Here is a 26,595-nt window from a genome sequence, read left to right as displayed (position 1 = left end):
TCCGCTCGTTCTCGCGTGACTACTCGAGGTAATCGCGGAGCTTCTGCGAGCGGCTGGGGTGACGAAGCTTCGACAGCGTCTTCGACTCGATCTGCCGGATGCGCTCGCGCGTGACGCCGAACTCCCGTCCGACCTCCTCGAGCGTCCGAGGGTGTCCGTCGATGAGCCCGAACCGCAGCTGGATGACCTTCTTCTCCCGCTCGGAGAGCGTGTGCAACACGGCCTCGAGCTGCTCTTGCAGGAGGATGAAGCTCGCCGCATCGACGGGCACGACGGCATCCGAGTCCTCGATGAAGTCGCCGAGGTGTGAGTCCTCTTCCTCCCCGATCGGCGTCTCGAGTGACACAGGCTCCTGCGACACCTTGAGGATCTCCCGGACCTTCTCGGCGGCGATGCCCATCTGTCGACCGATCTCCTCGGGCGCAGGCTCACGGCCGAGGTCCTGAAGCAGCTGACGCTGGATGCGCACGAGCTTGTTGATCGTCTCGACCATGTGGACGGGAATGCGGATCGTGCGCGCCTGGTCGGCGATCGCCCGCGTGATGGCCTGACGGATCCACCACGTCGCGTACGTGGAGAACTTGAACCCCTTGGCGTAGTCGAACTTCTCGACGGCGCGAATCAGACCGAGGTTGCCCTCTTGGATCAGGTCGAGGAAGAGCATCCCTCGTCCGACGTATCGCTTGGCGATCGACACGACGAGCCGGAGGTTGGCCTCGATCAGCTTGCGCTTGGCGAGCTGACCGTCGCGCTCGACTCGGCGAAGGAAGTCGTTCAGCTCTTCGTGCGTCTTCGGCCGGTACGAACGGGAGACCTTGTCTCGGCCGATCCCCTCGACCTTGCCGAACTTGTCGATCTGGTGGTCGCGGATCGCCACGACGGACTCGGCGACGCGACGAAGGCGCTTCTGGTCGACGCGGCCGTCCTCGTCGACGAGCTGGCGGAGCTCGGTGGCGAACTCCCCCGTCTCGATCCGGCGCGCAAGGTCGATCTCCTGCGCCGCCGTCAGGAGCGGAACCTTCCCGATCTCCTTCAGGTACATCCGGACCGGATCGTTCGTCGGCGCCTTCAGCAGATCGACGTCGATCTGGCGCTGTGCGGACGCGTCGACGTCGTCGCCGGGGATCTCGATGACCTCGATGCCCTCGCCGCGGAGGTGTTCCTCGACCTGCGTCAGGAACTCCTCGACCTGTTCGGGGGTGAAGTCGTCGACCGGAACCGCTTCGAGGACGTCGTCAGATGTGACGAATCCGCGCTCTCGGCCTCGAGCGGCTATGGCTTCCTTTGCTTCTTCCAAGCCCAGATCGCGGGCCACTTCCGTCACGCGCTCAAGTCCTTACGGGGAGTGGAATGTCGAGAGTGTACGAGGCGATAACCCGCGTGCCCACGACCGTCAACCGATCGAATGGGCTCGGCCGCGGAGCCGGCGCAACTCGCCGTCGAGCGCGATCAGTTGCTGGAACAGCTCGTCGTATCGCGGATCGGACTGCGGATTGAGCTTCTGCAGCTGCGATCTGACCTCGGTGCTGCGTCGTTTGAGCGCGAATTCCTGCAGTCTCGCCCACACGTCTTCGGCGTAACCACGCGTCGGTTCGCTCTCGGTCGGCTCGACGGCGAGCGCGGAGAGCGCGGCCACGGCCTTGTCGTTGTCCGAACGCGCGGCGTAGCCACGAACGTCGCCGTCCGCCGCGTGCACCAACGCGAAGAGCTCGCGGTTGCGCGCCATCTGGAAATGAATCGGCTCCAATCTGTCCACGATGTCGGTGACGGGCTCGCCACCGCGTGCGAGCAGGCGGAGCATCTCTCGCTCGACGCGTTCCTGCGCGGATGAGCGCTTCACGGCCTGACGGACCTCGACGGGCCGCCCCCCGAGTCTTCGGTCGAGCGCGATCGAGACCGATGAATCGCTCACGCCGGCGAGCTCGGCGAGCAGGTGCCCGTACTCGCTCTGGCGGATCGGGTCGCGAAGGTGCTCGAGCATTGGGAGCGCGGCGGCGACGGCCGCGCTCTGCCCCTCGACAGTGGAGAGGTCATGCCGCGCGACGGTGCGCCGGAGCATGTACTCGACGAGCGGGACGGCCTCCTTGGTCATCGAAAGGAGCGCCTCAGCACCCTCGGTGCGAACGACGTCCGCCGGGTCCTTGCCCTCGGGCAGGATCAGCACGACGGCGCGGACTGGGTATGACTCGAGGAACTGGAACGCGCGCTCGGCGGCGCGCGCGCCGGCCTCGTCGGAGTCGAACGCCAGCACCATGCGTTCGGCGAACCGCGACGCGAGGCGGAAGTGCCCCTCACCGAGCGCCGTGCCACACGTCGCCACCGCGGTCTCGATCCCGGCCTGGGCCATGGCGATCACGTCGGTGTACCCCTCGACGACGTGGATGTCGCCGGTCCGCGCGATACCGCCCTTCGCTCGGTGCAGGTTGTACAGGACCTCGCCCTTCCGGTAGATCGGCGTCTCCGGAGAGTTCAGGTACTTCGGTCCGTCCTCGCGTCCGGGCATCGACCGCGCTCCGATCCCGACGGCTCGGCCGGACAGGTCGTGCACCGGGAACGTGATCCGGCCGCGGAACCGATCTCGAACGTCTCCCCCTTCGCCGAGCACGAGACCGGCCTCGACGAGGATCTCGGTCGAGAGCGTCTTCGCCAGCCTGCGGAGCAAGAAGTCGGAGTAGCCGGGCGCGTACCCGATCAAGAACGTCGCGGCCGTTTCCTGGTCGATCCTCCGTTCCGCCAAATATGTTCGAGCGTCCTCGCCTTCACGCCCGTCGACCAGCATGCGGTGGTAGAGCTCGGCCGCTTCCTGGTTCGCGCGGTGCAGCGCCTGCCGACGCGAGGCCGCACGGCGCTCGGCCAGCGAGTCGCCCTCGTACCGAAGCGTGACGCCGGCTTCTCTCGCCAGACGCTCGACGGCCTCGGCGAACTCGAGGTGCTCGACCTCGCGGAGGAACTTGATCCCGTCGCCACCCTGACCGCACCCGAAGCAGTAGAAGACGCCCTTCGCCGGTGAGACGGAGAACGACGGCGTCTTCTCCGTGTGGAACGGGCACAGTCCGCTGTACGAGTCGTGACCCGACTTCTTGAGCGTTAGATATCCCGAGACGAGCTTGACGATGTCGGTCCGCTCGCGAACTGCCTCGATGTCCTCGTGCCGGATCCTGCCCGCCACGCCTTCCTTTCCCTAGGGCTGCTTCACGGGAGCTCTGACTGGGGAAGGAATAGCTGCTCGTATGTCCTGAGGGCGTACCGATCGGTCATGCCGGCGATGTAGTCGGCCACGCGCGTCGGAAGGTCCCCCGGCGCGCGATGGTACTCCTCCGGAACCTCGTTCGGGTGGCCGACGTAGTGCTCGAACAGCGCGGTGACGATGCCGGCGGCCTTCTCCTGTTCCGCCCGCGCGTCGTCGCGGAGATAGACGCGTTCGAACATGAAGTCGCGCAGCGCATCGAGCGCGACGAACGCCTCGGTGCCCAGCCCGATCTCCGGGCGGTCGTCGCTGTTGTCGACGAGGTCCGTGACGAGCGCGTTGACCCGCTCGGCGTGGGAACGGCCGAGGACCTCCACCACTTCGGTCGGGAGGTCTTCCTCGGTGAGGACGCCGGCGCGGATCGCGTCGTCGACGTCGTGGTTGACGTAAGCGATGCGGTCGGCGAACCGAACGACCTGCGCCTCGAGCGTCGACGGCTCGGGCATCGACCATGTGTGGTTCACGATGCCGTCGCGAACCTCCCACGTGAGATTGAGACCCCGGCCTTCGTTCTCCAGATGGTCGACGATGCGAAGACTCTGTTCGTTGTGGCGGAAAGGACCACCGAGGAACGGCGTCAGCGCCTGTTCCCCGAGGTGGCCGAACGGGGTGTGCCCGAGGTCGTGGGCTAGCGCGATCGCCTCGGTGAGGTCCTCGTTCAGCCGTAGGGCGCGTGCGGCCGTTCGCGCGATCTGGCTGACCTCGAGCGTATGAGTGAGACGGACGCGGTAGTGATCGCCCTCGGGCGAGAGGAATACCTGCGTCTTGTGCTTCAGCCGGCGGAACGCCTTGGAGTGGACGATCCGGTCGCGGTCACGCTGGAAGCACGTCCGGAGCGCGTCTTGCGGCTCGGGCGTTTCGCGGCCCTTGCTTGTGGCAGCGAGGGTCGCGCGGGCCGACAGCGTGTCTCGCTCGATCTGCTCCGTTCGCTCGCGCGGGCTCGTCACAGGCCGAAATGGTAGCGCGCCCCAACGACGGTTCCTCGTTGCGCTCACGAACGAGTCATCGGCCGAACAAACGGTAGTACAGGTACGCGAACGTCTCGCGCGCGTAGCCGGCGAGTCGCGTCCATTCGGAACGTGCCGCGGATTGCCAGGTCGCCGACGCGTACGCGACGATCCCCAGGTCCGAGGCCATCCTCTCGATCCGCAGGTTGTGCCAGGGATCAGAGACGAGGAAAGCACTCTGGAGGCCGCGGTCCCGCATCCATTTCGCCGCGGCGCGAAGGCTCTCGAGCGTGGTCGCTCCAACGGGCGACGCGTCGACGGCCGCGGCCGACACACCCTCCGCCAAGAGCCAATCGCGTCCCGCCTCCGCCTCGGAGATCTCATCCCCAGGAGCCGTCCCACCGAGCACGAGGACGCGGTCCGAACGCTCTTCCCGATACAGCAGCGCGGCGTGGCGCAGTCGCCCCTCGAACACCGGCGAGGGATCACCGTTGTAGTGAGCCGCGCCGAGCACCAAGATCGCGTCCACTGTGTCGACCCGACTGGCATCGTCCGAGTGCGCGGCGCGCCACACCGCGAAGGCGGTCACGGCAAGGAGAACCGCCGCCGCGATCGCCACCACGGCGATCGTGAAGAACACCGGATGGCGGCGGACCGCGCTCACGCGCAGAGGATGCTAGCAACGCGCTGCGGTTCTTCAGCTCGGAGCCAGACCCATCTCTGCGAGGGCGGTGACGAACTCACGGCGCGACAGGCCATTCACGAGGACGGCGCGAGGATCGCAGATGTCGCCCTCATCCCACACCACGACCCAAACCTGATCGCGTCCCACCACCCGCTTCGGTCCACCCTCGTTGAGGGTGACCCAGCCCGCAGACGGAAGACCCTCGCCGATCTCACCCGGGATGCCGGCGAAGACATGGACCTCGCGACGGCGTTCGTCTCGGAAGTCGAGACGAACGCCGACGTGATCGTCGTATTCCACCTCGAGCGGCTCGAGCGAGCCGAACCCAGAGGGTGCGGCGAAGCGCACGTCGCATACCACTCGCGATGGCGTCGGTTCCTGCGTCCCACCGACCGTGCATGCCGTCGTTGCGAGAAGCAGGAGTACGAACGTGCGTCTCACGGAAGCGACTCGGGCACCGGGGCGAGGAGCGGGCCGGATCCGTCCGGGTTCTCCTCCTGCCCCAGTCCGACGTACACGCCACCGAGACTCCGAACGCGTTCGGGAAGGACGTATGCCGGGTTCCCTTGCATCTGCGCGAACTCCACGAACGCGTCGGCGCCCTCCTGCGTCCGGAACGCCGAGACGAGCGCGAAGTCACCCGGCTCCCCGACCCCTTCCTTGAACCCCTGGAACTGGGCGACCGGGGCGACGTAGTACCCCTGGACGTCGCCGAACTGCATCGATGCCGCTGCGGCGTCCGCCTCGGCGCGAGACGGATACACGCCGCCGACGACCACGAGCAACAGCTCGCCGGCGCCGGTGTCACGCGGGACGTCGGGCGGAACCGGTGGTGCGACCACCTGCGGGGCGGGCCTCGCGACCGCGACGACCGCGGCGAGCGAGGCGGGAACGACGATCACCGCGATCACTCCGACGGCAACCTTTCGCCTCGTCGTGAACCTCCTCGTTCTCTCCCCCACGGCTCAATATCCCGTGGCGTACTGGAAGTGCATGGGATCGCAGAACTGCAAACCCCAGGACCAGTTGTGGCTCCGCCAGATCGGCGCGTGGTACTTGTTCACCGTCGAGAAGCATTTGCCCTGGTACTCCTCGGCCGACGACACGTCGATCGCGATGCCCCACGCGTGGGTGCTCCACTTGGTCGAGTTCCGAATCGTGCGGCACAGGTAGCCATAGATCCCGTGCTTCACGTATGGACTGAGGTGATCGTTCCTGATGTGACCGTACACGTCGTTGTCCAGGTTGGTCGAGTTGCCGCCCTTGTTCGAGACCATCTCCGTCGGGTAACCGCCGAGCTTGCGGTGGAACCGGAACGTGTAGGTCTGTCCCGTGTCCGCCGCAACCCAGCTCATCGGGATTGCCGACGCGTTCGCGTTGCACGGTTGCCCGAAGCGGTTGACGATCTGCGTGTAGCCGTCCGGCCGCGCCGGATAGTTGTAGTGCTTGTCACGCCAGCCAACCCTGGACCAGTGCCACGCGACGAGCGGGAGCGCAAGCGCCGCGACCATCGTCACCACGACCACCGAATGCACGCGGCGTGAGCCGATGCCCACCGTGCCACCACCTCCTATCGGGGGAGATGTGGCGGGGGAAGGTGTGCGAGCCTAGGCGACCGCCCCGTCGGCGCGCATCACCAACTCGGGTGAAACTCGCTCCCGACCGGGCGATATCGCGGTTACTTCGAGGCCGACTCCGCGGAGCCGACGGCGGCCTGACCGGCGGCGAGGCGCGCCGTCTCCACCCGGAACGGTGAGCAGCTCACGTAATCGAGCCCGATCTCGTGGCAGAACACGACGCTCGCCGGATCGCCGCCATGCTCGCCGCAGATCCCGAGGTGGAGGTTCGGATTGGCGGCCTTCCCCTCGTCGACGGCGAGTTGCATGAGTCGACCGACGCCGTCCTGGTCGATCGTGACGAAGGGGTTCGCCGGCACGAGCTTGCGCTCCTCATACAGGCCGACGAACTTGCCGATGTCGTCGCGAGAGAATCCGAAGCCCATCTGCGTGAGGTCGTTCGTTCCGAACGAGAAGAAGTCGGCCACCTCGGCGATCTCGCCGGAAGTCACGGCGGCACGCGGGACCTCGATCATCGTCCCCCACTCGAAGTGCTCGATCGTCACGCCCGCGCCCTTCAGCACCTCGCGCGCGACCGGCTCAAGCTCGGCACGCATCTGCTCGAGCTCGGGTTTCGTCGCCACCAGCGGGATCATGATCTCGACCTTCGGATCGCCACCGTCCTTGCGGACCTGCGCCGTGGCCTCGCAGATCGCGCGAACCTGCATCGCGTACAGGCCCGGCTTCACGATGCCGAGACGGACGCCGCGCAGGCCGAGCATCGGGTTCGCCTCGTGCAGCTCGTTGACCTTGCGCAGCAGGTTCCTCGCCTGCTCGAGCGGGATCCTCTGATCGCGCAGAACGACGACGTCCTCGCCGCTGTCCTCGGCCCTGGTTACCGCGACCGCGAGATCCACCTGGTTGGGGAGGAACTCGTGCAGCGGCGGATCGAGAAGCCGAACCGTGACCGGCACGCCGTCCATCGCCCGGAAGATGCCGACGAAGTCCTCGCGCTGCAGCGGCAGCAGCTGGTCGTAGGCCGACTGTTCTTCCTCGGGCGTGTCGGCGAAGATCATCTGCTGAACCGCCGCCACGCGTTCCTGGCCGAGGAACATGTGCTCGGTCCGGCACAGGCCGATGCCCTCCGCTCCGCGTTCGCGGGCATTGGTCGACTGGTCAGGGGTGTCCGCGTTCGCGCGGACGCGCAGGCGCCTGCGCATGTCGGCGATCGACATGAGCCGATCGAACGCCTGCCAGATCCTCTCCTCCCGAGCGGCCGCGTCGCCCGAACGGGCCTTCTCGAGCACCGACTCCTCGAGCGGCAGCTCGCCGACATACACGTTCCCCGTGAAGCCGTCGATCGTGACGACATCGGTCTCCTTCACGGTCGTCCCGTTCGCCGTGAACGAACGCGTGCCGAAGTCGATCCTGATCCCGTCGGCGCCGCACACCGCTGGAATGCCCTCGCCCCTCGCGACGACCGCCGCGTGCGAGTTGGTTCCGCCGGCGCTGGTCAGGATCCCCTGCGACGCAATCATGCCGTGATAGTCGTCCGGGGTGGTCTCGCGCCGAACGAGCACGACCTTGTGGCCCTCTCTCGCGCGCGACTCGGCATCGTCCGCCGTGAACACGACCTCCCCGACTGCGGCACCGGGCGACGCGTTCAAGCCCTTCGCGATCGGCCGGGTCCCGTCGGCCTTCACGCGCCGCTTGAACAGCTCCTCCAAGCGGTTGGCGTCGACTCGCAGGAGCGCTGTGTCCTCGTCGATGAGGCCCTCGTTGAGCATGTCGAACGCCATGACCCACTCGGCGAGCGCGGTTCGCTTGCCGATGCGTGTCTGGAGGATCCAGAGCTTGCCCTTCTCGATCGTGAACTCGATGTCGCACATGTCGCGATAGTGCTTCTCGAGTGTGTCCATCACCCGGCGGAGCTCTCGATAGGACTTCGGGTCGAGGTTCTCGAGCTCGGCGAGCGGGAGCGTGTTGCGGATGCCGGCGACGACATCCTCCCCCTGCGCGTTCGCGAGGTAGTCGCCGTACGGAACCTTCTCCCCGGTCGACGGATCGCGCGTGAACGCGACACCCGTGCCGGAGTCCTCGCCGCGGTTGCCGAACACCATCGCCACGACGTTCACGGCCGTACCGAGGTCGTCGCTGATCTTGTTCTGCCGTCGGTAGTCACGCGCGCGCCTGCCGTTCCACGACTTGAACACGGCCTCGATGGCCAGGCGCAACTGATCGCGCGGGTCCTGCGGGAACTCGGATCCGGTGTGTTTGCGGTAGATGTCGAGGAATTCGGCGTGGAGCCTCTGCAGGTCATCGGCGTCGAGATCCGTGTCCTGCGCGTTCGTCCCCTTGGCCTGCTTCGCGCGTTCGAGCGCGTGCTCGAACTCTTCGCCCGGCACGTTCATCACGATCTTGCCGAACATCTGGACGAACCGGCGGTACGCGTCCCAGGCGAAGCGCCAGTCCCCCTCGGTCTGCTTGGCGAGTCCTTCGAGCGAGCGGTCGTCGAGACCGAGGTTCAAGACCGTGTCCATCATCCCGGGCATCGAGAACTTCGCTCCCGATCGAACGGACACGAGGAGCGGGTCCTCGGCATCGCCGAGCTTCTTCGTCATGGCGTGTTCGAGCCCCCGGAGGTGCTCTTCGTTTTCATCCATGAGTCCCGGCGGGAACTCGTCTTTGGCGAGGTAGGCGAGGCACGCCTCGGTCGTGATGGTGAACCCGGGGGGAACGGGTAGTCCCATGTTCGTCATCTCGGCGAGGTTCGCTCCCTTCCCGCCGAGGAGATCCTTCATGTCCTTGTTGCCCTCGGAGAAGTCGTAGACGTACTTGGTCACGGCAAGCCTCCGGTCGTGCGTGGTCGGGTCAGTTTACGGTGGGCCGGCGCCTAGGCCGCACCGATGAGGTTCCCGAGGATCTCGTCGCTCGTCGCGAAGGCCACGCGGACCGACGTTCCGTCGATGGGAAGCACCTCGGCAATCTGGTCGCCTTCGGCGATCCACCGCTCCATCGCCGTCGCGAACTCGTCCGCGTCTTCCGGTGTGTCCCATTCGGTGCTGAGGATGACCGCGACGTCTCGGCCATGGGACCACGCGCGGTAGATCCCTCCGTCCCAACCCGCGGCCGCGTCGGCCGCGTCGGCATCGTCGATACGCAGAGAGAGCGCGAGATCGAGCCACATCTCCCCCACGCTCTGCACGTCGAGGTCGTTCCAACCTCCCCCGATGGCGCCGAAGATGTCCGGCACGTCGACGGACGTCGGTACGTCGTCGGGATAACGCTCGGGATGGATGATCTGCTCGGTCGACACCGGCAGCTCGCGGAACACGCTGTCGACCGCGTCGAGTCCGCCGGCGGTCTCGACGTGCGTGATGAACCTGAGCCCATCGAGGTACGGCCACTGCTGGATCGCGTCGATGAACGGCGCAACGGTGCTCGGAGGGGGTTGCTGCGCCGCGGCTTCGGCGCTCAGCTCGAGCTGCTCCTCCACCGACAGGAAGCTCTGCCCCCATCGCAGCATGAAGAACGTCGCGTTGCCCTCGACGACCGCGAGCGCGGCCTGGAGCTCCTCGTCGCGGCACTCCGCGCCGAGCAGATCGACCTGCTCGAGGCCGAAGCGCTGATCGTCGATCGCGTGGGTGAGCTCGTGCGCGAGCGTGACGCGCTCGAGCGGTGACGGATCGCTCGTCCCGATGAACACGAGCTCGCCCGTGATCGTGTCGTAATACCCGATCACCTGCGTCGACACGTATTCGAGCAGGTCCTCCCGGATGCTCGTCCCCTCGGGGATCACGCCGATCGTCTGCCACGCGAGGCTCCGGCGGTCGTAGAACCGCCGAGGGAACGTGGTCTCGACGTAGTCACGGATGCCCTGGGCGACCTCGGCCGGCGGCTTCGGTTCGGCGACGACGCGCTCGCTGAACTCGAACCCACGGATCTGCTCGAGCTGACGCATCACGTCGGCGATCGCCGGCGGCGTCGGCCCCTCCGCAGGAGCGCCGTTGCCCTGGTTGAACTTCGGCTGCGGCAACGTGCACAGTCGCTCGAGCGCGGCGGGCGCCGAGTCACGGCCGCCGGAAGACGGAGGTACCTCCTGGGGTGAAGGCTCATCGATCGACGGTGAGACCGGTGACTCGCCGCCGGGTGCCGGCGGGTCATTCGAGGTGCATGCCGCAGCCAGCAGGAGCGCGACGACGAGTCCGCGAGTGAGCGTGTTCATCGGCGCCTCGGGACGAAGACACTCACGGCCGCAACAACGATCGCCGCGACGGAAACCCCTGCCGACGCCCACAGCAAGCGGATCGACTCCAGGCGCCCGAGGAACGAGGCCACGAACAGGCCGCCGGCAACTGCCATCAGCACGAAGGCAATCGCGTACACCCGTACCCATCCATGTTGATCGCCGGGGGTTCGCAGAACGTTCGCCTCGTTCACCGTCTTCTCCTCCGGCCCTCCCGGTCTGGTTTTCGGCTCGTCCACGAGGTTCCTACAGGCGTTCGGCGAGATGGGACACCAGGTTCGCGATCGGTAGTCGCTCCTGCCCCATCGAGTCGCGTTCGCGCACGGTGACGGCGCGATCCTCGAGCGTGTCGAAGTCGACCGTGACGCAGAAGGGCGTCCCCACCTCGTCCTGGCGTCGGTACCGACGCCCGATCGAACCGGCGTCGTCGTAGTCGCACATCCACTCCGGCTTGACCAGGTCGAACACCGCGCGGGCCTCCGGCATGAGCCGTTCGTTCCTCGACAGCGGGAGCACGGCGACCTTCACCGGCGCCAGCTCCTTACTGAGCGCCAGGTACGTCCGCTTCTCGGTCCCTCCCTTGGCGGTCGGCGCCTCCTCCTCGCGGTAGGCGTCGATCAGGAACGCGAGGAGCGCCCGGTCCACGCCCGCCGCCGGTTCGATCACATACGGGTGGTACCGCTCGTCGCGGTCCTGGTCGAAATAGGTCATGTCTTGGCCTGAGAACTTCTCGTGCTGTTTGAGGTCGAAGTCCGTTCGGTTGGCGATACCCTCGAGCTCGCCCCAGTCGGTGAACGGGAAGCGGTACTCGATGTCGACGGTGCGTTTGGAGTAGTGCGATAGCTCGTCCGCGTCGTGCTCGCGAAGCCGTAGGTTCTCCTCCCGCAGGCCAAGATCCAGATACCAGCGACGGCGCTGTTCGATCCAGTAGTCGTGCCACTGCTCGTCCGTCCCGGGCTCGACGAAGAACTCCATCTCCATCTGCTCGAACTCGCGCATGCGGAAGATGAAGTTCCCCGGCGTGATCTCGTTGCGAAACGACTTGCCGATCTGCGCGATCCCGAACGGCACCTTCTTCCGCGACACCGACTGGATCGTCACGAAGTCGACGAACATCCCCTGGGCGGTCTCGGGCCGCAGGTAGACGGCGTTTGCCTCATCGACGACCGGACCCATGTGCGTCTTGAACATCAGGTTGAAGTTCCTCGGGTCGGTGAAGTCGTGGTGCCCGCAGTTAGGGCATGTCGGCCGCTCGTGCATGTCGACGGTCGTCTCGTCCTCCTCGTGCCCGGACTGCGGCGCGTGGACGCCGGGCAGGTGATCGGCGCGGAAACGCTGATGGCAGTTCAGGCACTCGACGAGCGGATCGGTGAACACCTCGAGGTGACCGCTGGCCTCCCAGACCCGAGGGGACATGATGATCGCGGCGTCGAGCCCGACGACATCGTGTCGGAGCTGGACCATCGAACGCCACCAGGCGTCCTTGACGTTGCGTTTCAGTTCGACGCCGAGAGGGCCGTAGTCCCACGACGACCGCAGCCCGCCGTAGATCTCGCTCGACTGGAACGCGATCCCCCGTCGCTTGGCGAGGGAGGTGATGGCCTCCATCAGTCCGGCCATGTGCTTGTGCTCCTTCCCGGTCGCTGGCGGCGGCCGCTGGCGTGGACTTCAGTGTACGGGGCACGATGCCGGAGCCGAGGGATCCGCTCCGCGGCGTCGAGGAGTCAGTCGGAATCGTTCTCGGCGATCGCGCCGAAGCGGCGGGAACGCTTCTGATAGTCGCGGATCGCCTCGTACAGATGCTCGCGATCGAAGTCGGGCCAGTACACCGGCGTGAAGTACAGCTCGCTGTACGCCGCCTGCCACAGCAGGAAGTTGCTGATCCGCTCCTCGCCGCTCGTGCGGATGATGAGGTCTGGGTCGGGCATGTCGGGGTGGTACAGCCGCCGCGAGATCGACTCGGGCGTGATCTTCTCGCCTTTCAGCAGGCCGGCATCGTGATCGGCGATGAGCTGCTTCACGGCGTCGGCCACCTCGATCCGCCCGCCGTAGTTGAACGCGATCGTCAGCGTCATCCCGGTGTTGTCCTTGGTCAGCTCCTCGGAGATCTCCATCTCGCGGAGGACCAATCGGGGAACGCGCCAGTCGCGCCGGCCGAGCCAGCGGACCCGAACGTTCATCCGATGGAGCTCGTCGCGACGACGCCGGAGCAGCCCACGATTGAACCCCATCAGATAGCGAACCTCGGCCTTGGGACGGTTCCAGTTCTCGGTGGAGAACGCGAACATGGTGAGCCACTCGAGACCGAGCGCGTCCGCGCCGACGACCGTGTCCCACATCGCCGCCTCACCGGCGGCGTGACCCTCGGTCCGGGGAAGGCCGCGATGACGAGCCCACCTGCCGTTGCCGTCCATGACGATGCCCACGTGCCGAGGTAGTCCCTCGCGATCGAGATCGTGGAGGTAGGTGCTCATGGAACGAGGCTCCTGGCGAGCATGGGCAGGCTCTTCATCCGTCGTTCGAGGTGGTACTCGGCGAAACCGAACAGCAAGGCGCGCGACTCGCGCCTCACGGTGGTATCGGCCGTGATGTCGCCCGCCTCAAGCAGGCCGGCAGCGCCCAACGCCGCGAGGTGGTCGAGCGCGCGCCTCGAGGCGGGTCCTGCGTCGAACTCGGCATCCTCGCGGCAGACGGCGCCACCCTGACCGCTGGCGAACCGATCGGGCTCGGGGCGGCCGCAGACGGCGCAGGCGGTGAGGCTCGGATGGAACCCAGACAGCGACAGCAGCTTCAACAAGAAGGACTCGGCGACAGCGGACGGATCGGCTGGTTGCGTTTCGAGCGCGCGCATGCCCGTCAGCAGGAGCATGAACAGGCGCACGTTGCGCTCGTGCTCCTCGGCCACCTTGTCGACGGCCTCGAGCATGGTTTCACCAGCGGCGAACAGGTCGAGGTCGCCGCGGAGCGCCATGAATGGCGAGATGATCTCGGCTTGGCTCACGGTGTCGAGCGCACCTCTTCCCCGGTACACCATGAGCGACACATGCGTGAACGGCTCGAGTCGCGCGCCGAATCGTGAAGTTGTCTTCCGGATGCCTTTCGCGACGGCGCGAACCTTGCCCGAGCCCTGCGTCATGACCGTCACGATCTTGTCGGCCTCGCCGAGCTTGCTCGAGCGCAGCACGACGCCTTGTTCCTTGTACAGGGGCATCGACTGAATCGTAGCCTCGGCGCCGATGCCGCCAGGGAAACGAACGTTGTGAAGTCGTGACATCCGGGAGCGACCGGGCGAGATCGCCCGGTCGCCCCGACGTGTCAACGGGACGTCACGACCGTTAGGAGCCGCCCGCCTCCATGTTCTTCGTGACGACCTCCATCGTCTCGTTCAGGCGGTCGGTGGGACTGAACTCGACGAGCGAGGTGCCGGCGAAGATCGACGGCGTGTGTCCAGGTCCGACGAAGTAGGCGTCTCCGCCCACGAACTCCTCGTCCCCCTTGGCCGTGTGGTACACGACCTTGCCCTCGAACACGAATCCCCAGTGCTCGCATTGGCACTTGTCGTCGGGCAGACCGACGAACAGCGGGGTCATGTCGGCGTCTGCCGTGTAGCTCTCGAACCCGACGGTGTACCCACCGAGCTCGGCGTAATGGCCCTCGAACCCTTCCGCCTCGACGTGCTCGGAAGCGCTCGCCTTCGATGCCTTGGCCATCTCATCTCCTCCTTCCTGTTCGACGTATCCGTGGACCGATGCGATCGACTCCGACCCGCTGGTTCGTCACGCTGCCATCCGCTGCTCCGCGAGCCGCGCCAGGTTCCTCACCCCTCTGCGGACGTTCGATCGACCGAGCGTCAGCAAGAGTGAGCGGAGACCCGGCACGTTGAACATCCCGAGCGCCCCGGGGAGCTCGCTGATCCGGGTCGTCCGAATCGTGTAGGACACTACGCAACCGCGGTCGCCGGACTCGAGTTCGTAGCGGTGCACGGACGTCCACTCGACGAGGGCGCCCTTCTTGGTGGAGAGCCGCGCCTCGGTCACGAACTCGAACACCTCGGGCCGGCTCGCCTCGGTGACCACGGAGTCGTCATCGAAGGTTCCCATCGCGTCCGCGCCCGTGCTCCGAAACTCGGTCCCGACCGACGCCGGACCATCGGGCGCGTCGATCGTGAGCAGCCGGTAGGTCTTCTTGCGCTGCATCCGGCCGCCCCATTCGAGGTGGCTCCCGATGTCGGCCAGCAGGTCGTAAACCGCCGACGCCGATGCCTTGCTCGGCTCGGTCACCTTCACCACGAGCTCGGCCCGCAGGGCGTTCCTTCGTGCCCCCTTCTGCAGCGTCGCCATGACGCACCTCCCCGTATCCGTGGACGTGAGGAGGGTGCGCCGAAGCGGAGCGAAGAGGATGGGGAAGGTTCCCTATTCCTCGGACCGATTTCCGGGAATGTGCCGGATCGCGTAGGCCGCGGCCTCCGAACGACCACGTAGGTTCAGCTTGCCGAGGATGTTGCTCACGTGGTTGCCGGCCGTCTTCGTGCTGATGAACAGACGCGCGGCGATCTCGGCGTTCGTGAGGCCTTCGCCGAGGAGCGCCAGCACCTCTCGCTCGCGACGGCTGAGCAGACCGAGCTTCTTCGGGCCGGTTCGCCCGGCGACCCCATGGTCGCGCAGGAACGCGGCGGCGGCGTCGGCGTCCCGAGGAGCGCCGAGCCGCTCGAACTCGGCGAGCGCCACTCGGGCCTCGCCGACGGCGACCTCCGGATCGGTCCGGTCGAGCGTTCTGGCGAGCTCGAACCGCGACCTCGCCGCGTCGAGCGCCATCCCCTGCTCGCTGAAGGCATCGATCGCCGCGGCGAACTGCTTGATCGCGTCCTCAGTGGCTCCCGCGGCGTTCGCCACGCGGCCCACGGCATAGGAAGACATCGCGTCGAGCCGCGGCAGCGAGGACTGCCGAGCAACGGCCTCGAGGCGGCGAGCCGTCTCGCCCGCGCCGTCGATGTCGCCCTGCGCGAGCCGAACGTCGACGAGCAGCGCGAGGAACGGCGCTGCGAGGACGTTGTCGTCGCCGACCGCGTTCAGCCGACGGTGGAGCACGGCGGCGGCGATCGCCACGTCACCCTTCGCGAGATACAGCATCGCCAGCGCGTGCGTGGACTCCGGTAGTGACTCGAAGCCCGCGAGCAGCTGTTCCGCCTCTTCCAGCCGTCCCTGGAGGAGCCTGAGCTCGGCCAGCTTGGCCGCCGGATGCACGCACCTCGCCCGGAGCTTCGCCTCCTGCATCGCGCGGAGACCGTCGACGAGCAGCCCCTCGGCCATCTCCCATTGTCCGGAGGCGACGAACATCTCTGCACAGCAGGCGTAGCAGAAGCCGAGCACGGCGACGTGCTCGTGCTGCGAGAGCCATCGCTCGACCACCTGGCCCCACTGCTCGATTCGCTGCCAGTCGGCGGCGTGCTCGCAGGCCGATATCCCGACGCAGATGACGTCGCCGATCGTCTCCAGACCGCGGACGTCGCCGCCGGTCGCCGCGGCCATCGCCTCGTCGATCTTGGCCATCCCCGCCACGACGTCGCCGGAAGCCACGTCGGCGTATCCGAGTCTGACGAGCGCGGCGGCCTCGAGGTCGGAGTCGCGTTGGGATCGCGCACTGGCCAGCGCGTCGGCTGCGTTTCGCGCGATCTCGTCGGGACCGCTCGCCCGCTCCGCGCGCGCCAGCGCCAGCCAGCCGCGCTCCGGGTCGTCCGCGGCACCGATCAGTCCCTCGGCCCGCGCGTACCACCCCGAGCTCGCAGCGGCGTTGCCGAACGCGGCCGCGTGCTCACGAGCAAGCCACCGCGCCGAGCGCGCCGCGGAGGTCTCGTCGCCGGCGGCGCGGAACGCGGCGTACGCCCGCTCCATGTGGCCAACCGCCGCCTCGAAGTCATGCAGCCACCAGAGCGCTCGGGCCAAACCTTCTTCGGCCTCGGCCACCACAGCGCCCGGGGGTGTGACCGCGACACCCTCCGACGTGTCGGACAACCCAGCGAGCGCGGCCTCGAACGCCTCACGCGCTGCTTGCCACTGTCCTTCGTCGAGGGCGTCCTCGCCTCGGCGTACTGCATCCGCCACGGTGTCCACGCCCATCTCTCCGATGATGGCACGCGGGCGCCCCGCGGAAGGCGTCCTCCAGCATGCTGGGCGAGAAACGCCACCGGCGCGATGATGGAGCCGTGGACTTCAAACGCATCGGCATCGCCGGAGCGGTCATCATCGCGGTGGTCGCGGGCATCTCGTTCGGCGTGGCGATGCGCGACCCCTCACTCGCGCCGGACGTTGACTGGTCGGCGCCGGCTGCGCTCCCGTCGCCGACGCGTTCGGACCTTCGCTCGGAGTTCGTGAGCGACGAGCAGGGATTCCGGTTCTTCCCCAGTTCCGGTCACCTCGAGCCGAACGTCGCGTACGTCTTCGACACGGGTCACTGTGGCCTCGGGCATCTCACCGACTTCGACGGCAGCTTCTGGCGGCCGGTCGACCCGGCACGAGCCGACTCGTTCGACCTGCTCGTGAACCAGGATGTCGGCGCGATGGCGGTCGTCAGCCGCGACCGCGCGATCTATCTGAGCTCGGACGGGATCGAGATCCGGATGGAGCGCATCGACGGACCGGTCGTCACGCAGCCCTGCGAATAGAGCTTCTCGATCAGGCGCCGACGGGATGCCAGACCGTCTTGAACTCCGTGAGCGCGGTGATCTCGTACGGGCTCTGGGCCTCCTGCGCGAAGGGATCGACCGCCGGCGCGCGATGCACACGCTTCACGTTCTCCGCGGCAAGCTCCTCGACCTGCGCGAGGAGCTCCGTCGGCACGCCAGTCACGTCGATCGCGTTCACGTCCATGTGGCCGGCCAGCCAGGACACGAGCTCGTTCGTCAGCCCGGTCAGGACGTTCACGACACCTCCCGGAACGTCGGACGTCGAGAGCACCTCGGCGAGCGAGACGGCCGGAAGCGGGCTCTTCTCGCTCGCGATCACGACCCCCGTGTTGCCGCTCACGATCGCCGGCGCGAGCCGCGACACCAGACCGAGCAACGACTGCTCCTGCGGCGCCACGATGCCGACGACGCCCATCGACTCCGGGATCGTGAAGTTGAAGTAGGGGCCGGCGACGGGATTGGTGGCGCCGAGCACCTGACCGATCTTGTCGGCCCACCCGGCGTACCACACCCACCGATCGATCGCGGCGTCGACTCCTCGGCGTGGGTCCGTTGCGCCCGCGTCCGCGAGCTCGGCCTCGAACTGCGACCGGCGGCCCTCCATCAGCTCGGCGACGCGGTACAGGACCTGTGCGCGGTTGTAGGCGGTCTTCCCGGCCCACCCGGCATGCGCGGCACGCGCGGCTCGAACGGCGTCGCGAAGGTCCTTCCTCGACGCGCGCGCCGCCCAAGCGAGGAGCTGTCCGTCGTGCGAGAACACCTCGTACGACCGTCCCGACTCGCTCCGCGGGAACTCACCGCCGATGAACAGCTTCGCCGTGCGGCGTACCGGAACGCGCTCGTCCGTCACTGAACCGTCATGGCTCCGTCGAGCTCGAGATACGGCTCGAGCCCGTGACGGCCGCCCTCGCGCCCGAACCCGCTCTCCTTGTATCCGCCGAACGGAGATCCGGGATCGAAGCGGTTGAACGTGTTCGCCCACACGACGCCGGCCCGCAGCCGCTCGGCCATCCACAGGATCCGCGATCCCTTCTCCGTCCACACCCCGGCGGACAGGCCGTACGGCGTGTTGTTGGCCTTCTCGACCGCCTCGGCCGGCGTTCGGAACGTGAGGATCGACAGCACCGGACCGAAGATCTCCTCGCGCGCGATCCGGTGGCTCTGCGAAACGTTCGTGAACAGCGTGGGGCAGAACCAGAACCCCCGCTCGGGCAGCGCGCACTCCGGCTGGTAGATCTCGGCGCCTTCGTCGACCCCGCTCGCGACGAGCTCCTCGATCTTTCGCAGCTGTTGCTTGGAGTTGATCGCGCCGATGTCCGTGTTCTTGTCGAGCGGGTTCCCCACGCGGAGCGTCTGCAGGCGCGCCTTGAGCTTGTCCAGGAGCGGTTCGAACACCGACTCCTGCACGAGCAATCGTGAGCCCGCGCAGCACACGTGCCCCTGGTTGAAGAAGATGCCGTTGATCACGCCCTCGACGGCCTGATCGAGCGGCGCGTCCTCGAACACGATGTTCGCCGCCTTGCCCCCCAGCTCGAGCGTGAGGCGCTTCCCCGTTCCGGCGGTCGCACGCCGGATGATCTTGCCGACGTCGGTCGAGCCGGTGAACGCGATCTTGTCGACGGCGTCGTGGTTCACCAGGTGCGAGCCCGTCTCGCCCGCACCGGTGATGATGTTCACGACGCCCGGCGGAAGCTCCGCGTCGCGGATCACTTCCGCCAGGAGCAGCGCCGTGAGTGGCGTGGTCTCCGCGGGCTTCAGCACCGTCGTGTTCCCCGCCGCCAGCGCCGGCGCGAGCTTCCACGCCGCCATCAGAAGGGGGAAGTTCCACGGAATGATCTGTCCGGCCACTCCGATCGGCTTCGGCCGGCGGTTCGGGAACGCGTACTCGAGCTTGTCCGCCCAGCCCGCGTAGTAGAAGAAGTGCGCCGCGGCGAGCGGTAGGTCGACGTCGCGCGATTCCTTGATCGGCTTTCCACCGTTCATCGACTCGAGGACGGCGAACTCGCGGGCGCGCTCCTGGAGCCCCCGCGCGATCCGGAACAGGTACTTCGCCCGCTCGGGCGCGGGAAGGTCCCGCCAATGCTGATCGTACGCGTCGCGGGCCGCGGTGACTGCCAGATCGACGTCCTCGGGCCCCGCATCTCCGACTTCGGCGAGCGTCTCCTCGGTCGCCGGGTTGATCGTCTCGAACCACCGGCCGCTCTTCGGCTCCACGAACTCGCCGCCCACGAACAGCCCGTAGCGGTCCTGCAGCCGGACGATCTCGGTCGACTCGGGCGCGTCCGCGTACTCCCAGATCGGCTCACGCTGTTCGAGCGCCGACGTCGCCTTCGGTTCGATCTTCGCCATCCCTATCGGGGGACCAACGCTCGCGCACCCGCGCTCGCTTCTTGGGTCCCCCACCCCCTCGCTAGTCGATCGTGTAGTAGTCGGGTCCCTGGTAGTGCCCGGTACGTTCCTTGTCGATCTGCATCAGCACGTCGTTCAGGAGCGTCGACGCGCCGATGCGGAACAGATCCGGCGTCATCCACTGCGGGCCGAGCGTCTCATACAGCAACACGAGGTACTGGATCGCCTGCTTGCTCTGCCGGACCCCACCGGCCACCTTGACCCCGACGGCGTGCCCGGTCTCGATGAAGAAGTCGCGCGCCGCCTCCATCATGCAGAGGGCCGAACCGAGCTCCGCGCCGACACCGATCTTGCCCGTCGACGTCTTGATGAAATCGGCGCCGGCGGCCATGGCCAGCACGCTCGCCTGTCGAACCCGGTCGTACGAGCCGAGCTCGCCCGTCTCCAGGATGACCTTGAGGTGCGCGCCGCCGGCTGCGTCTCGCGCCGCCGCGAGCTCCTCGAAGCACTCGGCGTACCGCCCCCCGAGGAACAGCGAGCGGTTCAACACGATGTCGACCTCGTGCGCGCCGAGCTCCACGACCTCTCGGATCTCGGCCAGCCGAGCGTCGAGCGGCGCGAGCCCGGCCGGAAAGGCGCCCGCAACGCTCGCCACCTTGACCGTCGTGCTCTTCAGCTGCCCGACGGCGACCGGCACGAGCTGCGGGTACAGACACACCGCAGCGACCGACGGGATCGAATCGTCGACCGGATTCGGGCGAACGGCCTTCGCGCAGAGCGCGACGATTTTGCCGGTCGTGTCGACCCCCTCGAGCGTGGTGAGGTCCATGCACCGGATCGCCAGGTCGAGCGCCCAGAGCTTCGACTCGCGCTTGATCGACCGTTTTGCGAGCGAGGCCGCACGCTCCTCGAGGCCGACGGCATCGACCGGGGTGGTCCGGCCCACCAACCGCGCGACGTCCTTCGGCGAATAGGGCGCGAGACCTGGGCGCGACCGTTCGATCTTGGCTGCCTGCGACATCAAGAGTCATGGTACGGCCGAGGGCCGTACGCGGCTATTCACGCTGCGCAGCGACGGCGTACGGTTCGCGGGGATGGACCCCGGTGAGCGTTCCTCTGAAACGGAGTCCGTACGGGGCCAGACGCTCTCTCGGGCGGGCTGGCTCACGATGGGGGCTGCCGCCGCAGTGGCCATCGTCGCCACGGTCCTGTTCCCGCGGTCGGGTGGTGATCGACCGACCATCGCGGCGCTCGCGTTGATCGGGACCGTGATCGCGGCGGCGATGACGGCAGCGATGTACGTGATCGTCCGACGCGACCTGCGTCTTCCCGGTCGGATAGGCGCATCGTTCGCGGCCGGATTCGGGTTGATCGCGGTCGTCAAGTTCGTGCTCGCCCCGCACGGTCTTTACGAGGTCAACGCCGTGCGCGCACTCGAGGACGCTTTCGGGACGGTCGCCGATCCCGGCGGCGCAGTTCTTACGGCCGCCGCGGTGTTCGGCTTGTACGCCGGCGTCTACGCGGTGCTGTACCGGTTGTGGCAACGGCGCGCGCCGGGCCGGACACGTCGCGTGCGCCGAACGGTTGCGATCGTCTTTCTCATCGTCATCCCGCTGGTCGTGCTGACCGGGGCCTGGATCATCCTGTTCGTCATCCTCCTGGCGCCGCTCCAGTACCTCGACTTCGTCTTCACTTCGGCCGTCGCGGGTCTCGTCGCGCTTGTGCTGGCGATCGCCGCCACGCTCATCGGTTGGGCGTTTCGGCGTATCGCCATCTCGCCGCAGCTCCTCGCCGACGTCGGAGCCGTCGTCAGCTTGTTCTGGCTGGGATTCGCGTTCCTGGCGCTGTACCACGTGCTGTGGATCGTCTACGTGCTGGTGCTCGCCTCCATCTGGCCGCTTCGGACGGTGGTCCCCAAGTGACGCGAACCGCTCAGCTCTTCATTCGGATGCTCCGCTGGCGGATCGCCGTCACGCTCTGGGCGTTCCTCCTGCTCGGCGCGGCGGCGCAGGGTCCCATCCGGCCGACGGTAAACCTGATCCTCACCGCGGTAGCGCTTTGCGCGAGCTATGTGGTGGCAACAACCGCGAACGACGTCGCCGACAAAGACATCGATCGCATCAACCACCCGCTCGACGCAGGCCGGCCGCTCGTGACGGGCGACGCGAGCGAACGCGACCTGTGGCGGACGAATGCCGTCGCCGCCCCCGTCGCCATCATCGCCGCCGCGCTCGCGGGTGCACCGACCCTGGGGCTCACGGTGGCCTCGCTCGCGATCGGATATGTGTACTCCTTGCGGCCCATACGACTGTCGTATCGGACGTGGGCTGCGCCGGTCGCCCTCGCCGTCGCGTACGTGCTCGTGCCGTACGGACTCGGCATGCTGGCCGCGGGCGGAAGGATCGATACGACGGACGGACTGCTCGCCGCCGCGCTGTACATGCTGTTCGTCGCCAGGATCAACCTGAAGGACTTTCGAGACCGCGAGGGAGATGCGGCCTTCGGCAAGCCGACCCTCCTACTGGCGCACGGGAAGAGTGCGACGTGTGCGGTCAGCCTGGTGGCCGTGCTGCTCGGGTGTGCGTTGCTCGTCTTCGCGCTCGGGCCGAATCCGGGGTTGGCAGTGGTCGTGGCGCTGTTCGGGGCCGCGATCTTGTGGATGCTGCGAGTCCTGTGGCGCGCGGGTGACGCCCGATCGGAGCAGATCGCGATCGGGATCGGGGCGAAGATGGGGAACGGTCTGCTCGCCTGCGCTCTCGCGTGGCTCTTGCTGGGATCGGCCGACGCCCCAGACGGGTTGCGCGTGCTCACCCTGGCGTTCCTGGCGGTGGTGTTCGGCACGGTGTTCCGCGCCATGACGAGCGGACGAGACGACATCCGGATCGCGTACAAGGGTTGAGACAGTCGGCAAGAGGGTCGGTCAGAACCCGAGGCGCTGGAGGGCCTTGGGGTCCCGCTGCCACTCCTTGAGGACCTTCACCCGAAGATCGAGGAACACCTTGCCGCCGAGTACGAGCTCCATCTCCTCTCGTGCTCGAGAGCCGATGGTCTTCAGCGTCGAGCCGCCCTTGCCGATCACGATCCCCTTTTGCGACTCACGCTCGACGATGAGCGAGGCGTGAACCTTGGTGAGCGAGTCGTCGGCGTCGAGCTCCTCAACGACGACCGCGATCGAGTGCGGAACCTCCTGCCTGGTCACGCCGAGCGCCTTCTCCCGGACGATCTCCGCCAACCGGATCTCGAGCGGCTGGTCGGTCTCGGCGTTCTCCGGGTACAGCGGGGGCCCCTCCGGCATCCGTTCGACGAGGAGGTCGAGCAGGACGCCGATCCCCCGCCCGGTCCTCGCCGACGTGGGCACGATCTCGTCGAACGCCCCGAGATCGGCGGCCGCCTGCAGCTGTGGCACCTCTCCGTGTCTGCGCAACAGATCGATCTTGTTCACGGCGCAAAGCGCGGGCGAGCCGGTAGGTCTGACCTTCTGCGCGTAGACGAACTCGTCTCCGCTGCCGGCGCCGGCATGCGCGTCGACGACCATGACGATCGCATCGACGCCGTGTGTCGCCTCCCCGACGCGCTCGTTCAGCCGCTCGCCGAGCAATGTCTTGGGCTTGTGGAACCCGGGTGTATCGGTGAAGACGATCTGACAACTGTCGGTCGTGAGGATCGCCCGAGCGTCACGGCGGGTCGTCTGCGGCTTGTCGGAGACGATGGCAACCTTGCGGCCAACCAACGCGTTCACGATCGACGACTTGCCGACGTTGGGGCGGCCAACGACGGCGACGAGTCCGCTGCGATGGCCCATCTCGACGAGCGTATACGAGCCGGTTGCCTAGGTCGGCCTATCGACGCCGAGATCCTCCGGTCCGAACGCGTGCGGGAGCAGCTCCGAGAGCGACCACTCCGCCCGCTTGCCGTCCGCTCCCTCCGAGATCACCCGCATCCCCGGGCCGAACTCGTTCAGCACCTGCCGGCAGCCACCGCACGGCGGTGTCGGCTCGCCCTCGTCGGTCGACACGGCCACGGCATCGATCCGCCGCTCATCGGCGATGACGGCGGCGGCCACGGCGTTCCGCTCAGCGCACACGCTGAGCGGGTACGACGCGTTCTCGATGTTCGCCCCGACGTAGATTCGGCCGCCGGCCAGAACCGCCGCGCCGACGCGGAACTTGCTGTACGGGGCGTAGGCGCGTTCCTTCGCGCTTCGAGCGGCCGCAACGAGCTCGTCGATCGGCTCGTTCGAGATCACTTCGCCCCTGTCGCCACCGGCTCTTCGCTCGGCGGCCGATTGATCAACACCTTGGCGATGCGGCGCCCGTTCACGCGCTCGGCCGTGAAGGTCACGCCTTGGAAGTCGACGGTGTCTCCCTCATCGGGGATCTCGCCCATCAGTCCGAGCAACAGGCCGCCGACCGTGTCCCACTCCTCGTCGGGCAGCTCGATGTCGAGGATGTCGTTCACCTCGTCGATCGGCATCTTCCCGTCGACGCGGAAGACGCCGTCGGAGACCTGCTCGATCTCGGGCTCCTCGGTGTCGTACTCGTCCGCGATCTCACCGACGAGCTCCTCGAGCAGGTCCTCCAGCGTCACCAGTCCAGACACGCTCCCGTACTCGTCGGTGACCAGCGCGATGTGGAACTTCTCCTTCTGCATGTCGCGCAACAGGTCCGCGACCCTCTTCGACTCGGGGACGAACCGCGCCTGGCGCACGACGTCGGAGAGTGGCATGTCGTGCTTGCCCTGATGGAGCGCCTTGAGCACGTCCTTCGCGTAGACGACGCCGACCACGTTGTCGAGGTCGGCGTCGAACACCGGGATCCGAGAGAACCCGTGCTGCAACACCAGCGCCTGGACGTCGCGGAGGGTCTTGTCGGCCTCGATCGCCTCGATGTCCGGGCGCGGCACCATGACCTCGCGGACGATCGTGTCGCCGAACTCGAAGATCGAGTGGATCAGGTCCTTCTCGTCGCTCTCGATCGTCCCCTCCTCGTGGCCGACCTCGGCCATCGAGCGCAGATCGGCTTCCGACACGAACGGACCCTCCTTCAGACCGCGGCCGGGAAGCAGAACGTTCGCGATGCCGATCAATGCGCGCGTCGGAAGGGCAAGGACGCGGCCGAGGAACCACACGAGCGGCGAGACGGCGAGCGCGGCGCTGTCCGAATGCAGCACCGCGAACGTCTTGCTCATCGCCTCGACGATGACGAAGTACAGGAGCGTGAAACCGACCGAGATCAGGGTGATCCCCACTCCGCCGAACGTTCGCTCGGCGATGATCGCCACCAGGATTGCCGAGCCGTTCTGGCTGAACATCACTGCCAGGTAGATCGCGTTCAAGAACCGAGGCGGCTCGGCCTCGATCCGCTCCAGGAGGACGGCGTTGCGGCGCCCCTCCTCGACCAGTGCGAGCGCGCGAACGCGGCTCATGCGCGTGAGCGACGCCTCGGCGATGGCCAGGATCGAGCCGAACAACACGAGGACGACGACGAGGATCCAGAGCCAGATCACGCGTAGCGCTCCTGGCGCGCCCACATCTCGGCGTGGTCGGCGTCGTTCATGTGGTCGTGTCCGAGCAGGTGAAGGATGCCGTGCACGAGCAAGAGCCGGAGCTCACCGCCGGGATCGCTCGGATTGTTCCGCGCGGCGACCGTCGGCGCGATGACCACGTCGCCCAGGACGCGACGGCCCGACTCGGGATCGTCGTCGCCGAGCGGGAACGACAGCACGTCCGTGGGGCCCTGCTCGTCGAGATAGCGCTCGTGCAGATCGGACATCTCGTCCTCGCTGACGAACGATACGGAGAGCTCGGCGTTGGGGACGCCTTCGCCTTCGAGACACGCTCGGGCCAGCACGATGAGGGCGTCCGCGTCGACTGGCTCGTCTTGGCGGTCGTCGACCAGGATCAGTGGAGGGCCGTCGCCGTCAGCGGTTTGGCTGGCGTCAGCCATCGGCACGCGCCCGCCGCTCCCCGAACACCTGGTACGCCTCCACGATGTCCTGGACGATCTTGTGACGGACGACGTCGCGTCCCCCGAGGTGCGCGATCTCGATCCCGTCGATACCGGTGAGGATGTCCTGCACGACGACCAGGCCAGACGTCTGCCCCGCGGGGAGGTCGATCTGCGTGACGTCGCCGTTCACGACCGCCTTGGAGCCGAACCCCAGGCGCGTCAGGAACATCTTCATCTGCTCGGGCGTCGTGTTCTGGGCCTCGTCCAGAATGATGAACGCGTCGTTCAGCGTTCGACCGCGCAGAAATGCGAGGGGGGCGACCTCGATCGTGCCGCGTTCCATCAGTCGAGGTAGCGCGTCGGCGCCCATCATCTCGAAGAGCGCGTCGTACAACGGCTTCATGTACGGGTCGATCTTCTCGTAGAGCGTTCCCGGAAGGAACCCGAGCCGCTCGCCGGCCTCGACGGCGGGTCGCGACAGGATGAGCCGCGTCACCTCCTTCTCTTGCAACGCGCGAACGGCTGTGGCCACGGCGAGATAGGTCTTGCCTGTACCTGCGGGTCCGACGGCGAACGTGACCGTCGCGTTGCGGATCGCATCGACGTACTGCTTCTGCCCCAGCGTCTTGGGCGCAACGCCCTTGCCGCGACCGGTCAGGAGCACGTCGCCCAGCACCTGCGTCGGGCGCGCCTCGTCGCCCTTGATGAGCTCGATCGAGCGGCCCACCGACGACGCGGTCAGCTCGTGTCCTTTGTCGAGCAACTCGATCAGTTCCTCGAACAGCAGGGCGACGCGGTCGGTCTCTCGGGGCGGTCCGGAGATCGTGATCTCGTTGCCCCTGACCACGATGTGTGAGTCGAACGCGGCCTCCACGAGCTTCAACAGCTCGTCGCGCTGGCCGAGGAGAGCGACCATGTTCTGGTCTCCCGGGACC

The 26,595-nt window shown here is 67.3% G+C and carries 27 protein-coding genes; 3 read left to right on the top strand and 24 right to left on the bottom strand.

Annotated features, from left to right (window positions below; genetic code table 11):
• Window positions 1-19: 19 nt before the first annotated feature.
• The 16 genes from rpoD to VFA08_02545 all read right to left on the bottom strand — a co-directional run bounded on the left by rpoD (window position 20) and on the right by VFA08_02545 (window position 16,791).
• Window positions 20-1,324: an RNA polymerase sigma factor RpoD gene (gene rpoD / locus VFA08_02620; protein ID HYZ12483.1), complete on the bottom strand. Its 1,305-nt coding sequence runs from the start codon at window positions 1,322-1,324 to the stop codon at window positions 20-22.
• A 69-nt stretch (window positions 1,325-1,393) separates the two neighbouring features.
• On the bottom strand, window positions 1,394-3,169 hold the full coding sequence (dnaG, locus tag VFA08_02615) for a DNA primase (GenBank protein HYZ12482.1): 1,776 nt from the start codon (window positions 3,167-3,169) through the stop codon (window positions 1,394-1,396).
• 23 nt (window positions 3,170-3,192) lie between these two features.
• Entirely contained in the window at window positions 3,193-4,194 is a 1,002-nt protein-coding gene (locus VFA08_02610) for a deoxyguanosinetriphosphate triphosphohydrolase (protein HYZ12481.1), read from the bottom strand.
• A 55-nt stretch (window positions 4,195-4,249) separates the two neighbouring features.
• Window positions 4,250-4,858: a YdcF family protein gene (locus tag VFA08_02605; protein ID HYZ12480.1), complete on the bottom strand. Its 609-nt coding sequence runs from the start codon at window positions 4,856-4,858 to the stop codon at window positions 4,250-4,252.
• Window positions 4,859-4,891: 33 nt separating this feature from the next.
• Window positions 4,892-5,320: a hypothetical protein gene (locus VFA08_02600; GenBank protein HYZ12479.1), complete on the bottom strand. Its 429-nt coding sequence runs from the start codon at window positions 5,318-5,320 to the stop codon at window positions 4,892-4,894.
• Entirely contained in the window at window positions 5,317-5,790 is a 474-nt protein-coding gene (locus VFA08_02595) for a hypothetical protein (protein HYZ12478.1), read from the bottom strand. The genes VFA08_02600 and VFA08_02595 overlap by 4 nt, the downstream gene beginning before the upstream one ends.
• 54 nt (window positions 5,791-5,844) lie before the next feature.
• Entirely contained in the window at window positions 5,845-6,435 is a 591-nt protein-coding gene (locus tag VFA08_02590; protein HYZ12477.1) for a M15 family metallopeptidase, read from the bottom strand.
• Between the two features lie 122 nt (window positions 6,436-6,557).
• On the bottom strand, window positions 6,558-9,278 hold the full coding sequence (gene ppdK / locus VFA08_02585) for a pyruvate, phosphate dikinase (GenBank protein HYZ12476.1): 2,721 nt from the start codon (window positions 9,276-9,278) through the stop codon (window positions 6,558-6,560).
• Between the two features lie 50 nt (window positions 9,279-9,328).
• A complete protein-coding gene (locus tag VFA08_02580) occupies window positions 9,329-10,660 on the bottom strand; it encodes a hypothetical protein (protein ID HYZ12475.1) in 1,332 nt (443 codons plus the stop codon).
• Window positions 10,657-10,920, bottom strand: a complete 264-nt coding sequence (locus VFA08_02575; protein HYZ12474.1) for a hypothetical protein — start codon at window positions 10,918-10,920, stop codon at window positions 10,657-10,659. Before VFA08_02575 ends, VFA08_02580 begins: the two co-directional genes overlap by 4 nt.
• A gap of 7 nt (window positions 10,921-10,927) precedes the next feature.
• Window positions 10,928-12,289, bottom strand: coding sequence for a glycine--tRNA ligase (locus tag VFA08_02570; protein ID HYZ12473.1), 1,362 nt, complete (start codon window positions 12,287-12,289; stop codon window positions 10,928-10,930).
• Window positions 12,290-12,405: 116 nt separating this feature from the next.
• The gene (gene uppS / locus VFA08_02565; GenBank protein ID HYZ12472.1) at window positions 12,406-13,155 is read right to left on the bottom strand and encodes a polyprenyl diphosphate synthase; all 750 of its coding nucleotides are present in this window, start codon (window positions 13,153-13,155) and stop codon (window positions 12,406-12,408) included.
• Window positions 13,152-13,892, bottom strand: a complete 741-nt coding sequence (recO, locus tag VFA08_02560) for a DNA repair protein RecO (GenBank protein HYZ12471.1) — start codon at window positions 13,890-13,892, stop codon at window positions 13,152-13,154. The genes uppS and recO overlap by 4 nt, the downstream gene beginning before the upstream one ends.
• Before the next feature lie 124 nt (window positions 13,893-14,016).
• Window positions 14,017-14,391 (bottom strand): cupin domain-containing protein, encoded by a 375-nt coding sequence (locus VFA08_02555; protein HYZ12470.1) that lies wholly within the window; start codon window positions 14,389-14,391, stop codon window positions 14,017-14,019.
• A gap of 66 nt (window positions 14,392-14,457) precedes the next feature.
• Window positions 14,458-15,021 carry a hypothetical protein gene (locus VFA08_02550; GenBank protein HYZ12469.1) on the bottom strand — a complete coding sequence of 188 codons (564 nt, stop codon included), beginning with the start codon at window positions 15,019-15,021 and terminating at the stop codon, window positions 14,458-14,460.
• A gap of 72 nt (window positions 15,022-15,093) precedes the next feature.
• Entirely contained in the window at window positions 15,094-16,791 is a 1,698-nt protein-coding gene (locus VFA08_02545) for a LuxR C-terminal-related transcriptional regulator (GenBank protein HYZ12468.1), read from the bottom strand.
• Window positions 16,792-16,883: 92 nt separating this feature from the next.
• Between VFA08_02545 and VFA08_02540 the strand changes: the two genes are divergently transcribed.
• On the top strand, window positions 16,884-17,342 hold the full coding sequence (locus tag VFA08_02540) for a hypothetical protein (protein ID HYZ12467.1): 459 nt from the start codon (window positions 16,884-16,886) through the stop codon (window positions 17,340-17,342).
• Window positions 17,343-17,352: 10 nt separating this feature from the next.
• On the opposite strand, the gene VFA08_02535 is transcribed toward VFA08_02540, so the two are convergent.
• The 3 genes from VFA08_02535 to deoC all read right to left on the bottom strand — a co-directional run bounded on the left by VFA08_02535 (window position 17,353) and on the right by deoC (window position 20,733).
• Entirely contained in the window at window positions 17,353-18,213 is an 861-nt protein-coding gene (locus VFA08_02535) for an aldehyde dehydrogenase family protein (GenBank protein ID HYZ12466.1), read from the bottom strand.
• Complete coding sequence (locus VFA08_02530; GenBank protein ID HYZ12465.1) at window positions 18,210-19,661, bottom strand: aldehyde dehydrogenase family protein; 1,452 nt, start codon at window positions 19,659-19,661, stop codon at window positions 18,210-18,212. The genes VFA08_02535 and VFA08_02530 overlap by 4 nt, the downstream gene beginning before the upstream one ends.
• A gap of 112 nt (window positions 19,662-19,773) precedes the next feature.
• Entirely contained in the window at window positions 19,774-20,733 is a 960-nt protein-coding gene (gene deoC / locus VFA08_02525; GenBank protein ID HYZ12464.1) for a deoxyribose-phosphate aldolase, read from the bottom strand.
• A 73-nt stretch (window positions 20,734-20,806) separates the two neighbouring features.
• On the opposite strand from deoC, the gene VFA08_02520 reads away from it, so the two are divergent.
• Both VFA08_02520 and VFA08_02515 read left to right on the top strand, forming a co-directional pair.
• Window positions 20,807-21,634 carry a hypothetical protein gene (locus VFA08_02520; protein HYZ12463.1) on the top strand — a complete coding sequence of 276 codons (828 nt, stop codon included), beginning with the start codon at window positions 20,807-20,809 and terminating at the stop codon, window positions 21,632-21,634.
• Entirely contained in the window at window positions 21,631-22,611 is a 981-nt protein-coding gene (locus tag VFA08_02515; GenBank protein HYZ12462.1) for a UbiA family prenyltransferase, read from the top strand. Before VFA08_02520 ends, VFA08_02515 begins: the two co-directional genes overlap by 4 nt.
• Before the next feature lie 21 nt (window positions 22,612-22,632).
• On the opposite strand, the gene era is transcribed toward VFA08_02515, so the two are convergent.
• Genes era through VFA08_02490 form a run of 5 tightly spaced genes read right to left on the bottom strand, consistent with a single transcriptional unit; the run spans window position 22,633 to window position 26,576 of the window.
• Window positions 22,633-23,514 (bottom strand): GTPase Era, encoded by an 882-nt coding sequence (gene era, locus VFA08_02510; GenBank protein HYZ12461.1) that lies wholly within the window; start codon window positions 23,512-23,514, stop codon window positions 22,633-22,635.
• Between the two features lie 27 nt (window positions 23,515-23,541).
• Window positions 23,542-23,955 (bottom strand): cytidine deaminase, encoded by a 414-nt coding sequence (locus tag VFA08_02505; protein HYZ12460.1) that lies wholly within the window; start codon window positions 23,953-23,955, stop codon window positions 23,542-23,544.
• Window positions 23,955-25,217, bottom strand: a complete 1,263-nt coding sequence (locus VFA08_02500; GenBank protein HYZ12459.1) for a hemolysin family protein — start codon at window positions 25,215-25,217, stop codon at window positions 23,955-23,957. Before VFA08_02500 ends, VFA08_02505 begins: the two co-directional genes overlap by 1 nt.
• Entirely contained in the window at window positions 25,214-25,657 is a 444-nt protein-coding gene (gene ybeY, locus VFA08_02495; GenBank protein HYZ12458.1) for an rRNA maturation RNase YbeY, read from the bottom strand. Before ybeY ends, VFA08_02500 begins: the two co-directional genes overlap by 4 nt.
• A complete protein-coding gene (locus VFA08_02490) occupies window positions 25,650-26,576 on the bottom strand; it encodes a PhoH family protein (GenBank protein ID HYZ12457.1) in 927 nt (308 codons plus the stop codon). The genes ybeY and VFA08_02490 overlap by 8 nt, the downstream gene beginning before the upstream one ends.
• Window positions 26,577-26,595: the final 19 nt, after the last annotated feature.

Source organism: Actinomycetota bacterium (assembly GCA_035640355.1).
Lineage (GTDB): Bacteria > Actinomycetota > UBA4738 > UBA4738 > HRBIN12 > CALGFI01.
Note: the sequence above shows the minus strand (reverse complement) of the source record. Positions and strands in the feature narration are given on the sequence as shown.

Excerpts from the sequence above, each read along its gene's own strand:
- VFA08_02580 (HYZ12475.1), bottom strand. The coding sequence starts at position 10,660 with ATGAACACGCTCACTCGCGGACTCGTCGTCGCGCTCCTGCTGGCTGCG.
- VFA08_02570 (HYZ12473.1), bottom strand. The coding sequence starts at position 12,289 with ATGGAGGCCATCACCTCCCTCGCCAAGCGACGGGGGATCGCGTTCCAG.
- uppS (HYZ12472.1), bottom strand. The coding sequence starts at position 13,155 with ATGAGCACCTACCTCCACGATCTCGATCGCGAGGGACTACCTCGGCAC.
- recO (HYZ12471.1), bottom strand. The coding sequence starts at position 13,892 with ATGCCCCTGTACAAGGAACAAGGCGTCGTGCTGCGCTCGAGCAAGCTC.
- VFA08_02555 (HYZ12470.1), bottom strand. The coding sequence starts at position 14,391 with ATGGCCAAGGCATCGAAGGCGAGCGCTTCCGAGCACGTCGAGGCGGAA.
- VFA08_02550 (HYZ12469.1), bottom strand. The coding sequence starts at position 15,021 with ATGGCGACGCTGCAGAAGGGGGCACGAAGGAACGCCCTGCGGGCCGAG.
- deoC (HYZ12464.1), bottom strand. The coding sequence starts at position 20,733 with ATGTCGCAGGCAGCCAAGATCGAACGGTCGCGCCCAGGTCTCGCGCCC.
- VFA08_02520 (HYZ12463.1), top strand. The coding sequence starts at position 20,807 with ATGGACCCCGGTGAGCGTTCCTCTGAAACGGAGTCCGTACGGGGCCAG.
- era (HYZ12461.1), bottom strand. The coding sequence starts at position 23,514 with ATGGGCCATCGCAGCGGACTCGTCGCCGTCGTTGGCCGCCCCAACGTC.
- ybeY (HYZ12458.1), bottom strand. The coding sequence starts at position 25,657 with ATGGCTGACGCCAGCCAAACCGCTGACGGCGACGGCCCTCCACTGATC.
- VFA08_02490 (HYZ12457.1), bottom strand. The coding sequence starts at position 26,576 with ATGGTCGCTCTCCTCGGCCAGCGCGACGAGCTGTTGAAGCTCGTGGAG.